The sequence below is a fragment of the Ruegeria sp. AK11 genome (genome assembly GCF_056541095.1).
Genome location: NZ_JBQFXU010000010.1, coordinates 54196 through 67598 on the forward strand (window position 1 = coordinate 54196; position 13403 = coordinate 67598).

Genomic DNA, 13403 nt, shown 5'->3' on the forward strand with positions numbered 1-13403 from the left:
GTTATCTGACCTGATCCAGCCTGTCGGCAGCGGCCCGACCGGCCCAGCGACCCGTGGCAAGACAGGCCGTCAAAAGATAGCCCCCGGTTGGCGCTTCCCAATCCAGCATCTCACCTGCGCAAAATACACCCGGAATGGTTTTCAGCATCAACCCGTCATCCAACGCGGATCGTTTCACGCCGCCTGCCGTCGAAATGGCCTCATCCATCGGTCGCAGCCCCGCGTGCAGGATTGGCAGTTTCTTGAGAACCTCCACTTCGCCGGGCAGCGGCAACTGACTGCGTTTTGCCATCTCGTGAAACACGGCAATCTTCTGCGGTGACAGGTTCAACGATTTTCTCATCCATTGCGAAAACGTGGTTTTCGACTTTCTGGACGACCATCTCGCCCGCAAGGATTGCAGGTCCAGATCAGGTGCCAGATCGACATAAAGTGGCTGCCCATTGCGCAAAGCAGGGGTGAGGGTGTAAAGCCCGCCTCCCTCCAGCCCGGTTGCCGAGATTGCGGCCTCGCCGCGGCTATCCTGGTCACCGGCCATCCACCGAACCGATTTCAGCGCCGCCCCGAAATGTGGCTGCATATGAGGGCTCCAGTCCACCGACAGGGCTGAATTCGCAGGTTCGAACCGTGCCAGTTCCACGCCCCTGCTGGACAAGATTTGCGCCCACTGACCATCCGACCCAAGGCGGGCCCAGCTTGCCCCGCCCAGTGCCAGAACGGTTACAGAAGCAATCAGGTTTTGCGGCCCGTCCGGGGTCTCAAATACCAGCGCATCAGCTTCCCAACCTTTCCATCGCCAACGGGTTTTGATCTCAACCCCGGCTGCGTCCAGTCGCGCAAGCCATGCGCGCAACAAGGGCGACGCCTTCATGGTCTCGGGAAAAACCCGCCCGGTGGAGCCCGTGAATAATGTCTGGCCCAATCCACGCGCCCAGTGCTGCACGGCTTGCGCATCAAAGGCGGTGATCATCGGGCGCAACCAGTCCGCCGCATTGGCATACGACCGCATCAGTGTCTCAGGCGGTTCGTCCTTTGTCAGGTTCAGCCCCGATTTACCTGCCATCAGAAATTTGCGCGCAACCGAAGGCTTGGCTTCGGCAACCAGCACGGAATGCCCGGCCTCGGCCAGTTGCTCGGCCGCCATCAACCCTGCGGGGCCTGCTCCGATCACGACTGCCTGCGCCATTCGCACCCTCTTGCCTTCGCCGTCCATCGACGCAAGTTTCAAACCATCATGGCGAACAACGATCCGATCTGCCCGCTCTGCGACCGCCCAATCCCCAGCGGGGGTGGCAGCCTGCATCATCTGATCCCAAAACTCAAAGGAGGCAAGGGCGGACCCACCGTTCTTCTGCACCAGATTTGCCACAAAGAGGTCCATGCCACCCTGACCGAGGCCGAACTGGCGCGCAGTTACAAGACGGTCGCAGCCTTGCGCGCGCATCCCAGGCTTGAGAAATTCCTGATCTGGGTGCGTAAACGCCCACCCGGATTTCGGTCGAAAGTTCCGGGCAAGCGACGCAACAGGTGATCAGCCAGGCAGGACCGGATCGCCAAAGGCGTCTTTCAAAGGTGCGGCCAACCCCTCGACTTCTATTCCCTGGTAATCCGGTACGGGCGCAAACTGCGCACCCGCAAGATGCTGGAACTCCAATGTCGTATACGGTCGCTTCCACAACCATTCGCGATTCTCGACGGCCCACAAATCGGGGTTTGGAGGGGTTTCGTCGGTAAAGGCGTAGAAATGCAGATCAAAGCCATGGGGGGCCACCTCCTGCATCGACAGCAAGGACATACCTTGCGCGCGCCAAAACGCGTCTTCACCTGCGATATCACCGGTCCGAAGGGTTATCTGACCGATCCGGGCCTGCGCAAACGGAGCATCCGGATCTGCAACCTGCGCCGGTTTGTTACCTTCGAAATCATGTTGCAGCAATTCGATGACAAACCCTTCGGGATCAGCCAGATGGCACATGTACCCGATATCCAAAAACTGGCTCGGCGTGCTTACCGCAGTACCCAGCGCGCGCAGATGCGCTGCCGCAAGATCGACATCAGGAACGGTAATTCCGATCTTCCAATATCTTTGGCCCCGGTCATGGGTGTATCCGCCACCACCCGGCAACAGCAGAAGGTCCGCATCTTCCGAGTTGTAGCCGACGCGGCAACCTGACCCCTGCCGGTCAACCCGCATACCCAGAACGTCGCGATAGAATAGGGCCAGTCCTTCCGGGTCAGCGACCCGCAACCGAACGGCCGAAATCCTCATGAACACATCCTTGCGATATCCCTGGCGACAACGGGGTCAGCGTTCACGCTGTCTGCCACAAAGTCACGCGCGGTTTGCATCAGATGATCGGGCTCGACGATCCGGTCAACCAGACCAAAGTCATACGCCTCTTGCGCGGTGATCTTCTGACCTGCCATCAGGATCAACTTGGTTCTGGCCGGGCCCACCAAAGCCGCTAGCCGTTTCGGATCGGACGGTTGCGGCAGGAACCCCAGCTTCATCACCGGATAGAAGAACTTGGCTGTTGGCACCGCAATGCGAAGGTCACAGGCCAAAGCCATGCCATTGGCCCCGCCAGCCAAAGTTCCGTTCAACGCGGCAATGGTCAGACAGGGCAATGCGGCGATGGCACCGGACAGTCTTTCCCAGACGTCAGAGGTGGCCAGACCGGCGCGCGCCTCGTCCAGATCGGCCCCCGCGCTGAACACTTTGCCCGCGCCCGTCAGGATCAGCGCCCGCGCGCTGGTTGCGGCCTCGGCAATCCCGACCAGTTCATTCAGCATCGCTCCGGTCAGGGCGTTTGCCTTTTCGGGATTGTTGATCGTAACGACCCACAGGCCATCCTCTTTCCTCAGGTCGATCATATCAACCCAACCCTTTTTCGGATGTCTTCCAGACGCAGCGAGATTTCCGTTCCCAAATACTCATCCGCGTCCTTGGAACACATCCACAACAAGGCACGTGCTGGCCAGTCTGCGGGAATATGCGCGTCCCAGTCCAGTTGACTGACCGGATTGATGCCGCTTGCCTTGATGGACCGCTGCATATCCGTGGCAACCGTCCCCGGCGACAGCCCCATGGCGCGAATACCGTGTTGGGCTTCTTCCAGATGCAGGCATTCCGTCAGCATTTTTGCCCCGGCCTTTGACGCGCAATAATGGCTCCACGCCTCAACCGGGTTGGACGCCGCGCCGGACGAGACGGTCAGAATGCTTCCGCCCCCGGCGGCCCGCATCACCGGCAATGCCGCACGCATCCCGTAGAAAACACCTTTGAGGTTGATATCGATGGCTTTGCTCCAGGCCTCAGGATCGGCGTTTGTAAGATGAAAGATTGGATCGATCACACCGGCATTGCCAATCAGAACATCCAGCCCACCGAACCGATCCACACATGTGGCCACAGCCTGCTCGACCTGCGCGAAATCGCTGACATCGCAGGCCAGCGCGATGGCCTGATCACCCAGTTCAGCGGCCAAGGCATCAATCTGATTTCGGCTGCGGGCCACTAATGCGACATTGGCCCCGGCTGCGGCAAAAACGCGCCCCGCTTCGGCCCCGATGCCACGGCTGGCCCCGGTTATCAGAACTGTTTTCCCCTGCATTCGCCTCTCCTCACGCATTGTTATCGATCCCGGCAACAGCCGTAACGCGGAAACGGGGAAATGGTCCAGCCCTTGCCCCCTTGACGATAGGTGCCACAACCCCGACCATGCGCCGCAAATTGATCAAGAAGGGTTACCTTATGTCCGTTTTCTTCCACCGCAGCTGCGGTGCTGTTCTGGCTTACGCCGTTGCGACCCAGGGCGCGTTCGCCGACCTTACTGCAAATGATGTCTGGTCCGACTGGCAAAGCTATTTCACTTCAATGGGCTACACCGTTACAGGTGACGAAAGCATCACCGGTGACGTCACCACTATTTCGAACATGACACTTTCTTTGACCTTTCCGGAAGAAGACGGGCAGTTCCAGATGGTCATGCCGGAAATGACGCTGACCGAAAATGGTGACGGAACCGTTACCATCGGATTGCCCGAAAGCTTTCCCATGGACGTCACGGGAACAGCCGACGATGAAGAGTTTGCAGCCAAAGTGATTTATTCGCACAGCCAGCTGAACATGGTCGTTTCGGGTACACCCGAAGACATGACCTATGACTACACTGCTGACAAACTGGGCATTGCGCTGGATTCGATTGAAGTTGATGGCGAACCGCTGCCGAACGAGGTTTTCAGCATCGCGGTCGAGGCAGGTGATCTGGCCGGTCGGTCGCGGATGCAAATCGGCGAACACCGAAGCATCACCCAGACATTCAACAGCGATACACTGACCTATGACCTGAACTTTCAGGATCCGGAAAACGGTGAAAGCGGGCTGATCAATGGCCAACTGGGCCAACTGGCCTTTGAAGGCGAAAACGTGATCCCGCTGGATTTTGACATGTCTGATCCGCAGGCGTTTTACCAAGCGGGTTTCGCCTTTGATGGCACGTTTACCTATGCATCCGGCAGCACCGATCTGAGCGGGACCAGCGAAGGCCAGGCGTTCTCGATGAACAGCACCTCGGAGGGTGGACGCTTTGCCGCCAGCATCGACGCCGAGCGTATCGCCTATGACATCGCGCAGAACAGCACCAAACTGGCGGTTACAACAGCAGACCTGCCATTCCCGATCGAGTTGTCCATGGCCAGCGCAGGGTTGAATTTCGAATTCCCGATCCAGCAATCGGACGAAATACAGCCCTTTGCATTTGGCCTCAACATGACCGATTTCACCATGTCTGATGTCCTGTGGGGCATTTTTGACCCGGCAGGCGCGCTGCCCCGCGATCCGGCGACAATTGCGCTGGACACGACCGGCACGGCAAAAGTTCTGATGAACATCTTCGATCCAGAAATCGACGTCGAGTCGGACGAAGCTCCGGGTGAGCTGCATTCGCTGAAAATCAGCCAGCTTCTGGTTTCGTTGGTTGGTGCCAAACTGACAGGTGATGGCGATTTCGCCTTCGACAATTCGAACACAGAAGAGTTTGGGGGAATGCCCAGCCCAAGCGGCGTGGCGAACCTGAAACTTGTTGGCGCCAATCAGCTGATCGATACGCTGATCGGCATGGGCCTCATTTCGGATGACGATGCGCTGGGCGCGCGGATGATGATGGGTCTGATGGCGGTCCCCGGCGATGAGCCTGACACCCTGAACTCGGCCATCGAATTCACCGAAGACGGCCAGATTTTGGCGAATGGCCAGCGTATCAAGTGATACCTATCTGAAAGGGCCGCGCAGTGCGGCCCTTTCCATTCCTGGGAACCTTGTGCAAAACTTGGTAGCGGCATGGATTAATCACGATCCACACAGCCCAATCCGGTCATAGGTCTTGCGGGGCGGGCAGTGCGAGGCTAGGTCCTTGGCAATCAACCCGGAGACCTCATGACCCGCACGCCAGAAGAAATCAGCCAACAATTGCTCGATGTCGCTCGCCTGGCAGGCGCAGAGGCAGCAGATGCCATCGTTCTCGAAGGGTCCTCGGTCTCGGTCGATGTGCGGGGCGGCGCACTGGAACATGCGGAACGCTCTGAAGGCGCCGATCTGGGTTTGCGCGTGTTTCTGGGTAAACACTCAGCCATTGTGTCCAGCTCTGACAGCCGCCCGGAAACCCTTGCGGCGATGGCCGAACGCGCCGTGGCCATGGCAAAAGAGGCGCCCGAGGACCCCTATTCCGGGCTGGCGGACAAAAGCCAACTGGCCAGTGACTGGGATATTCAGTCACTGGAATTGCTGGACACTGCCCCGGCCCCGTCCGCGGAAAGCCTGATGCAGGATGCGCTGGCCGCCGAGGCCGCAGCACTGGCGGTAAAAGGCGTCACGCAGGTGTCGGATGCTGCTGCAAGCTACGGAACGCACCGGGTGCATCTGGCGGCTACAAACGGGTTTTCCGGTGGGTATGAGCGCAGCAGCCGATCCATCTCATGCGTTGCGATCTCGGGTGAAGGCACCGGGATGGAGCGCGACTATGACGGTGACAGCCGGACGTTTCAATCCGACCTGCGCGACGCGGCTGAGATTGGGCGCACCGCTGGGGAACGCGCTGTGCAACAGGTTGGAGCGCGCAAACCGGCGACCGGCAGTTTCCCGGTGTTGTTTGATGAACGTATCTCGTCTTCGCTGATCGGGCATCTGCTGGCCGCCAGCAATGGGGCCGCTATTGCGCGGGGCGCGTCTTGGCTCAAGGATTGTCTTGGGCAGGATGTTCTGCCCGCGCATCTGTCGCTGATCGAAGATCCGCACCGCCCGCGCATCTCAGGCTCGCGCCCATTTGATGCTGAAGGCTTGCCGACGCAGCGCCGGGTGATTGTGGAAAACGGTGTCCTGACGGGGTGGACGCTGGATCTGTCGAGTGGCCGCAAGCTGGGCATGGGCTCCACGGGCAACGCTGCGCGCGGTGTGTCCGGCCCACCCTCGCCCAGCAACTGGAACCTGAGCCTGACGCAAGGGGCCCGCAGTCGCGAAGATCTGCTGCGCGATATGGACACCGGTTTGCTGGTCACTTCCATGATCGGATCGACGATCAACCCCAATACAGGCGACTATTCCCGTGGTGCATCAGGGTTTTGGGTCGAAAACGGTGTGATCACGCATCCTGTCAACGAATGCACCATCGCAGGTAATCTGCGTGATATGTTGCGGCGGATCATTCCCGCCAATGACGCGCGCCCATATTTGTCGCGCGTGGTCCCGTCGCTGTTGATTGAAGGAATGACACTTGCCGGCAACTGATCTGCCCCTTCTGATTGAGGCCGCGATTGAGGCCGGCAAGATCGCTACACGCTATTCCGGAACGCAAGCACAGCGTTGGGACAAACCTGGTGGCGCCGGTCCGGTGACCGAGGCCGATCTGGCCGTCAACGCGATGCTGGAAGAAAAGCTGTGCGCTGCGCGGCCGGGCTATGGCTGGCTCAGCGAGGAATCCGAGGATTCGCCCGAGCGGTTGAACCGCAGCAACGCCTTTATCGTCGATCCGATTGACGGCACCCGCAGCTTTACCGAAGGCGCGCGCACCTGGGCGCATTCGCTGGCTGTTGCCGTGGATGGCATTGTGACTGCCGCTGTAATCTACCTGCCGATGCGCGACTTGCTTTATGCTGCGGCGCAGGGTCAGGGCGCCACTCTCAACGGGCAAATGATCACGACATCAAAAACGCCTGAGCTATTGCAATCTCAGGTTCTGGCCGCCAAACCAAATCTGGACACACAGCACTGGCGCAATCAGAATGTTCCAGCCTTCCACCGCGCATATCGACCCTCGCTTGCCTATCGCATGGCGCTGGTCGCGCAGGGGCGGTTCGATGCCATGCTGACCCTTCGCCCCAGCTGGGAATGGGATATTGCCGCTGGCGATCTGATCATCCGAGAGGCGGGCGGCGTCTGTTCAGACCGTTTCGGTCAACCGCTGATATTCAACAATGCCCACCCCAGGTTGAATGGCGTAATCGCCGCCAGCACCGAGGTCCACGGGCAACTGTGGGCTCAGCTGGACCCGATCGGGCCCGGAATCGGCGCATGAGCAAACCGCGCTCATTAAGCCTTGCCGCTTATCGGGTGCTGTCCTGGAGAATGCGGAACGGCGTTGGTGTAAAAACCGACCTGCCACGCCCCGAAGGCGAGGTCGTGTGGATGCACGTCGCCACGCCAGACCGCTTGCGGGCGGTGAGTGATTTTTGCCGCCGGTTGCTTCAGTCCCGATCCGAGCTGCACTTTCTGCTGACCGCCCCGCCGGACGCGGATCTGTCTGCCTGGCCGGAATGCAATTTTCCCCTGATCAACCTGCCTCAGGAGCAGAGCGGGGCCGCGCGTGACTTTATCGAATACTGGCGCCCAGGTATCGGGATTTGGGTCGGTGGTGATCTGATGCCCAACATCATAACCCGAGCTGATGAACAGGCCGTACCCTTGGTGTTGTTCGACGCCCAATTTACCGTTGCACTGTCCCGGAACGCGCGTTGGCTGCCAGACATAACCAGAGTGACCTTTAGTTGTTTTCGCAAGATACTGACTGCAAACTCTGAAACCGCCCGACACATCCGGAGACTTGGCATCCCGTTTTCAACAGTCGAAGAATCGCCACCTTTGCGCATCAGCCCAAATCCAAGACCTTGGCCAGAAGACGAGCTGATCGAAACCAACCACACGCTGGCAGGGCGGCCTGTTTGGCTGGCTGCCTGGGTGCAGGACAAAGAGTTCATTTCGGTTCTGACAGCACATCGTCAGGCATTGCGCCTGTTGCACCGGCTGGTTCTGGTACTTCACGTCGCCGACGTTCACGAGGCTGCCCCCCTAAAACGACGGCTGGAGACGATGGATTTACGCTGTGTCAACTGGGACGACGGTGACTTGATCGAAGACAGCACGCAGGTCGTTCTGACTGCCGACCCTGAAAATCTGGGGTTGTGGCACCGGGTGTCGGCAGTGACATTCATGGCCAGTTCACTGGAACGCGGCGCTGGTGGTCAGGACCCGTCCGACGCAATCGCGCTGGGGTCCGCCATAATTTCTGGACCATTCGTGCATCGCCATCACGAGCTTTACGCCCACCTTCAACAGGCAGGGGCAGCCAATGAGGTCAAGTCAGCAACCGAGTTGGGCGATGCCGTCGTACAGCTTCTGGCACCAGACCGCGCCGCTGACATGGCTTTGGCTGGATGGCAGATAATCACCGAAGGTGCGCCGCAGGCAGACACCCTCATCGAAATGGTGCAGGATATTCTGGACCAGCGGAGCGCAGATCATGCGGGCACCTGATTTCTGGAACACACCTCCGGACCAGCCGGATCTGAGGGCGCGGCTGCTGGCCCCGCTGGGCCGCCTTTATGCCACGGCGACGGCCCGCAGGATTGCCTCGAAATCAGGGGAAAATCCCGGTGTGCCCGTGATCTGCATCGGCAATCTCAATGCAGGTGGAACCGGGAAAACGCCCACCGTGATCTGGACTCTCGAACAATTGGGTAATGCCTGGCACAAACCGCATGTCGTGACGCGAGGACATGGCGGGTCACTGGAAGGCCCGGTGCAGGTCGATCCGGGCAGGCACACCGCCGCCGAGGTGGGGGACGAGCCGCTGTTGCTGGCGATGTTTGCCGAGGTCTGGGTCGCCAAGGATCGGGCGGCGGGCGCGCGTGCAGCGGCCGCAGCGGGGGCTACGGTGATCGTTCTGGATGACGGCTTTCAGAACCCTTCGGTCGCCAAGGATTTCTCGATTATCGTTGTGGACGCCCAGCGCGGATTTGGAAACGGATTATGCCTGCCAGCCGGTCCACTGCGAGAGCCCGTCGATACCGGCCTGCAACGGGCCGATCTTGTACTGTCCTTGGGGGAAGAGGCGGCGCAAAAGGTATTTGCCGACAACTGGAAACGCCGGTTGACCGTTCCCCACGTCACCGGGGCGGTCGAACCCCTGCAAACCGGTATGGATTGGTCGGAAACGCGTGCGTTGGCGTTTGCAGGCATCGGCTATCCCGAAAAGTTCTTCCAAACCCTGCGACGGCTGGGTGTGGATCTGGTACGGGCCGAGGCGTTGGACGATCACCAGCCGTTGACACAAGCCCTGATGACCCGACTGGAAAACGAGGCGCGTTTGCTGGACGCTCAGATGGTCACCACCGAAAAAGACGCCGTTCGCCTGCCCCCCGCTTTCCGAAGCAAGGTGATCACTTTGCCGGTTCGGCTTCAAATTTCAGATGCCGACAGGGTCAGGGACATGCTTTTGAAAGCCGCCCCTTCACCAAAGTAACTCAGGCTGGCCCCCGGCGGGGCCAGCTGGGGTCGAGTCAGCTGCCGAGCTCTGCTTCGATCAGCTTTTTGAAATCCGCGTAGGACTGATTGTCGACTTTCTTGCCGTTCACGATGAAGGACGGGGTTGCCTGAATTCCATCGCGTTCAGCGTTTTCCTGATACCACGCGGCCAATGTCCGCGCCTTGGTGCCATCCTGCAAACAGGCCTCAAGCTGGTCGCCATCGATACCTGCCAGACGACCGATCTTGCGCAGTTCATCGACGATCTCGGCCGGACCTCCTGCGCGCGTCCATTCTGACTGACCTTCATAGATCAGATCGGTGATGCCAAAGAATTTCTCGGGACCGGCGCAGCGGGCCACCATTGATGCCCACAGACCATAGCGATCAAAATAGACCTCACGATAGGTGAACTTGACCTTACCAGTATCAATGAAATCCTTCTTGAGCTGTTTATACGCGCTCTTGTGGAAATTCGCGCAATGCGGGCAGGTGTAGGATGCGTATTCGATGATTTCGACAGGCGCGCCCTCGGCGCCCTGAACCATGTCAATGATGGTGGATGTATCCAGGTCCGCCTCTTGCGCCTCGGCGGCGCTGACCAGCGGAAAACTTGTGTTGGAATTTGACAGCGACACCCAATAGCCGCCTGCGGCCACGGCGACGGCCGCACAGATTACGGTTGCAATACGGCTCATTCTCAGCCCTTTCTCAGCGTTTCTGTTTGGATAAAACGTTGCGCCCAAGACGTTCAAGGGCCGCGCGCAATTCTTCATCATTTACACTGCGTGACACTTTGTCTGCCTCGGCTGCAATTTCAGGTGCAATCTCGGGTTTTGCTTGCTTCGGTTTATGGTCGAAACTGGCCTGCCCCTCGGCAAATCCGGTCGGAGCGGTCTGAGTAATGCGGACACGGCTAATGGCATTGTAACCGTAAACCGCGTTCACTTTACCACGCAGCTGTTCCTTCTGCATTTCCAGCATCGGGGCCTGCGGGCCTGTGGTCAGAACGGTCAGGGTCGCGCCAAAACCGCCTTTGCCATAGCCGACACTGACTGGGCGCGCGATAGCGGCGGTATCCTGACCCACGATCTCGGCCCAATGGGTCAACAGACGTGACACAGCAAAGCCCCGGCTTTCCCCGGCGCGCCTGATCTGGTCATTCAGCAAAGACGCGGTGCGCTTGAACCCGCGGGTTGACGAACGTCTGCGTTGCATCTGGTTTCCAACTCCTGCGCCGCTATTGTAATAGGCAGAACACCGGGTGCCAGCGAAACCTGACAGGGAGACGAATAAAACTTGCGTGATTCCTTTGAATTCACCGTCAGCGCTGCGCTTCTGGAGTGGTATGACCACAACGCTCGCGCCATGCCATGGCGCACAGGACCGGCAGAGCGCGCCGCCGGGGTGCGCCCTGACCCTTACAGGGTCTGGTTATCCGAAGTGATGTTGCAACAGACGACTGTAGCAGCGGTGCGGGATTACTTTTTGCGCTTCGTGACACGTTGGCCTACGGTTCAGGCGCTGGCCGCCGCACCGGATGAGCAGGTCATGGGGGAATGGGCCGGCCTTGGTTATTACGCACGTGCGCGCAACCTCTTGAAGTGTGCCCGCGTTGTGACGCGGGATCACAATGGTCAGTTCCCCGAAACTTATGGTGCGCTGCTGAAGTTACCCGGCATCGGCCCTTATACAGCTGCGGCAATCTCGGCCATCGCCTTTGATCAGCCTGAAACGGTTCTGGATGGCAATGTCGAACGCGTCATGGCCCGATTTTACGACATCCACGCGCCGCTGCCCGGCTCGAAACCCTTGCTGAAGGAAAAAGCCTCGGCGCTGACACCTTCTAATCGGCCCGGTGATTACGCGCAGGCGGTCATGGATCTGGGGGCCACGATATGCACGCCGAAATCTCCGGCATGTGGCATTTGCCCGCTGCGCGAACCATGCAAAGCGCGGATTGCAGGAAAACAGGCTGATCTTCCCCGAAAAACACCGAAGAAGCCCAAACCGACCCGTCACGGTCACGTTTACATCGCGCGCATGTCAGATGGGGCCATGCTGCTGGAGCGCCGACCGGACAAAGGTTTGCTGGGCGGAATGCTGGGCTGGCCCGGATCGGAGTGGGCTGACGATCCGGTCGAGCACCCCCCGCTTGCGGCAGATTGGAAAATGGTGCCGGGCGAGGTGCGCCACACCTTTACGCATTTTCATCTGATTTTAAGAATATGGGCCGCAGAAACCACCGGTCAGGATGTTCCCGATCATCTGATTGCAGTGGGAAAGCACAATTTCAAACCCAGCGATCTGCCCACGGTGATGCGCAAAGCCTATGATCTGTGGAAAGGACAATAAGACCGCTGTGCATTCCCTGGCCTCGCGGCTAGGCTGTCCCCATCTAGTAGGAGCAACAGAGATGACCGCAACAGTCTCGTTGGCACGCTGGCAATCAGCATCACCCTTCTGGGTGTCCCTGCTGTTGATCCCGCTGATCTGGTTCACTGCTTTCGCGGGTGGATGGTGGGTTTTGCTGATCCCGATCTCGACTTGGTGGGTCTTTGCCGTGCTGGACCGGATCACCGGACTCAACGTGGAAAACGCGGACCCCGAGACGCCGGACGGCGATCTGCAACGGTACATCCTGCTGACCAAGCTTTGGGCACCCCTTCAGTTCCTTACCCTGTTTGGCCTGATCTGGTACGCGAGCCACGGCAGTCAGCTTTCGACGCCTGAGAAAATCGGCCTGTTCTTTGGTATGGGTGTTATCTCGGGTACGGTCGGTATCAACTACAGCCACGAGCTGATGCATCAGAAAAGCCGTTGGGAACGCTGGCTTGGCGATATCCTTCTTGCCATGGTGCTGTATTCTCATTTCCGGTCCGAGCATCTGCTGGTCCATCACCGTCATGTGGGAACGCCACGCGATCCGGTGACGGCGCGATACAACGAAGGGTTTCACCGCTTTTACCCTAGGGTGTTGCGGCAAAGTCTGGTCTCGGCCTTCAACGCCGAACGCGGAAAACTGGCCCGCAAGGACCGCCCCTGGACCGACCGCTCCAACCCGTTCTGGCGGTACTGGGCGTTGCAAGGGGGGATGCTGGCACTGGCGGCGCTGATCGGAGGATGGTCCGGTCTGGCCCTGTTTCTGTTGCAGGCCGGGGTCGCGATCTGGCAGCTGGAACTGGTCAACTACGTGGAACATTACGGCCTGACCCGGAAACATCTGGGGGACGGGCGGTATGAGCACGTCCTACCCAGACATTCCTGGAATGCCTCGCAGAAAGCTTCAAACTGGTTGTTGATCAATCTGCAACGCCATTCGGATCACCACTACAAACCAAACCGCCGGTTCCCGCTGCTTCAACACCACACGCCCGAAACGGCACCGCAACTGCCCTATGGCTATCCCGTCATGACTGTGGCTGCGATGATCCCACCGCTGTGGCGACGGGTCATGAACCCACGGGTCCGGGATTGGCGGCGTCAGTACTACCCCGAGATCACCGATTGGCACGCCTATAACAAGGCCCTGAACCCCGCACCTGATGCGTAACCGATGCACCGCCCGGCCCATCAGGCTCGGCGCTTTGGGTACTGTTCTGGCGAG

14 protein-coding genes are annotated in these 13403 nt (G+C 59.3%); 8 read left to right on the forward strand and 6 right to left on the reverse strand.

Annotated elements, in window-relative coordinates; all coding sequences use genetic code 11:
* Position 1: 1 nt before the first annotated feature.
* Positions 2-1186: a TIGR03862 family flavoprotein gene (locus ACR0D9_RS17370; protein ID WP_480539623.1), complete on the reverse strand. Its 1185-nt coding sequence runs from the start codon at positions 1184-1186 to the stop codon at positions 2-4.
* Between the two features lie 48 nt (positions 1187-1234).
* Here ACR0D9_RS17370 and ACR0D9_RS17375 point away from each other — a divergent pair, with 48 nt between their 5' ends.
* On the forward strand, positions 1235-1531 hold the full coding sequence (locus ACR0D9_RS17375; protein ID WP_480539625.1) for an HNH endonuclease: 297 nt from the start codon (positions 1235-1237) through the stop codon (positions 1529-1531).
* On the opposite strand, the gene ACR0D9_RS17380 is transcribed toward ACR0D9_RS17375, so the two are convergent.
* Genes ACR0D9_RS17380 through ACR0D9_RS17390 form a run of 3 tightly spaced genes read right to left on the reverse strand, consistent with a single transcriptional unit; the run spans position 1532 to position 3614 of the window.
* Complete coding sequence (locus ACR0D9_RS17380; RefSeq protein ID WP_480539627.1) at positions 1532-2269, reverse strand: VOC family protein; 738 nt, start codon at positions 2267-2269, stop codon at positions 1532-1534.
* The gene (locus ACR0D9_RS17385; protein ID WP_480539629.1) at positions 2266-2874 is read right to left on the reverse strand and encodes an enoyl-CoA hydratase/isomerase family protein; all 609 of its coding nucleotides are present in this window, start codon (positions 2872-2874) and stop codon (positions 2266-2268) included. Before ACR0D9_RS17385 ends, ACR0D9_RS17380 begins: the two co-directional genes overlap by 4 nt.
* Positions 2871-3614 (reverse strand): SDR family oxidoreductase, encoded by a 744-nt coding sequence (locus ACR0D9_RS17390; RefSeq protein WP_480539630.1) that lies wholly within the window; start codon positions 3612-3614, stop codon positions 2871-2873. Before ACR0D9_RS17390 ends, ACR0D9_RS17385 begins: the two co-directional genes overlap by 4 nt.
* Positions 3615-3754: 140 nt before the next feature.
* Between ACR0D9_RS17390 and ACR0D9_RS17395 the strand changes: the two genes are divergently transcribed.
* From ACR0D9_RS17395 to lpxK, 5 genes are all read left to right on the forward strand, one after another.
* Positions 3755-5269 (forward strand): DUF2125 domain-containing protein, encoded by a 1515-nt coding sequence (locus ACR0D9_RS17395; RefSeq protein WP_480539632.1) that lies wholly within the window; start codon positions 3755-3757, stop codon positions 5267-5269.
* Between the two features lie 168 nt (positions 5270-5437).
* On the forward strand, positions 5438-6784 hold the full coding sequence (locus ACR0D9_RS17400) for a TldD/PmbA family protein (protein WP_480539634.1): 1347 nt from the start codon (positions 5438-5440) through the stop codon (positions 6782-6784).
* Complete coding sequence (locus ACR0D9_RS17405) at positions 6771-7571, forward strand: 3'(2'),5'-bisphosphate nucleotidase CysQ (protein ID WP_480539636.1); 801 nt, start codon at positions 6771-6773, stop codon at positions 7569-7571. The genes ACR0D9_RS17400 and ACR0D9_RS17405 overlap by 14 nt, the downstream gene beginning before the upstream one ends.
* The gene (locus ACR0D9_RS17410; RefSeq protein ID WP_480539638.1) at positions 7568-8806 is read left to right on the forward strand and encodes a 3-deoxy-D-manno-octulosonic acid transferase; all 1239 of its coding nucleotides are present in this window, start codon (positions 7568-7570) and stop codon (positions 8804-8806) included. The genes ACR0D9_RS17405 and ACR0D9_RS17410 overlap by 4 nt, the downstream gene beginning before the upstream one ends.
* Positions 8793-9794: a tetraacyldisaccharide 4'-kinase gene (lpxK, locus tag ACR0D9_RS17415; RefSeq protein ID WP_480539640.1), complete on the forward strand. Its 1002-nt coding sequence runs from the start codon at positions 8793-8795 to the stop codon at positions 9792-9794. Before ACR0D9_RS17410 ends, lpxK begins: the two co-directional genes overlap by 14 nt.
* Positions 9795-9831: 37 nt before the next feature.
* Here lpxK and ACR0D9_RS17420 read toward each other — a convergent pair whose 3' ends face one another.
* Together ACR0D9_RS17420 and ACR0D9_RS17425 are read right to left on the reverse strand one after the other, a co-directional pair.
* Positions 9832-10494, reverse strand: a complete 663-nt coding sequence (locus ACR0D9_RS17420) for a DsbA family protein (protein ID WP_480506435.1) — start codon at positions 10492-10494, stop codon at positions 9832-9834.
* Between the two features lie 13 nt (positions 10495-10507).
* Entirely contained in the window at positions 10508-11014 is a 507-nt protein-coding gene (locus ACR0D9_RS17425) for a DUF721 domain-containing protein (protein WP_480539642.1), read from the reverse strand.
* A gap of 81 nt (positions 11015-11095) precedes the next feature.
* Between ACR0D9_RS17425 and mutY the strand changes: the two genes are divergently transcribed.
* Entirely contained in the window at positions 11096-12151 is a 1056-nt protein-coding gene (gene mutY / locus ACR0D9_RS17430; RefSeq protein ID WP_480539644.1) for an A/G-specific adenine glycosylase, read from the forward strand.
* Between the two features lie 61 nt (positions 12152-12212).
* Positions 12213-13349, forward strand: coding sequence for an alkane 1-monooxygenase (locus ACR0D9_RS17435; protein ID WP_480539646.1), 1137 nt, complete (start codon positions 12213-12215; stop codon positions 13347-13349).
* Positions 13350-13403: the final 54 nt, after the last annotated feature.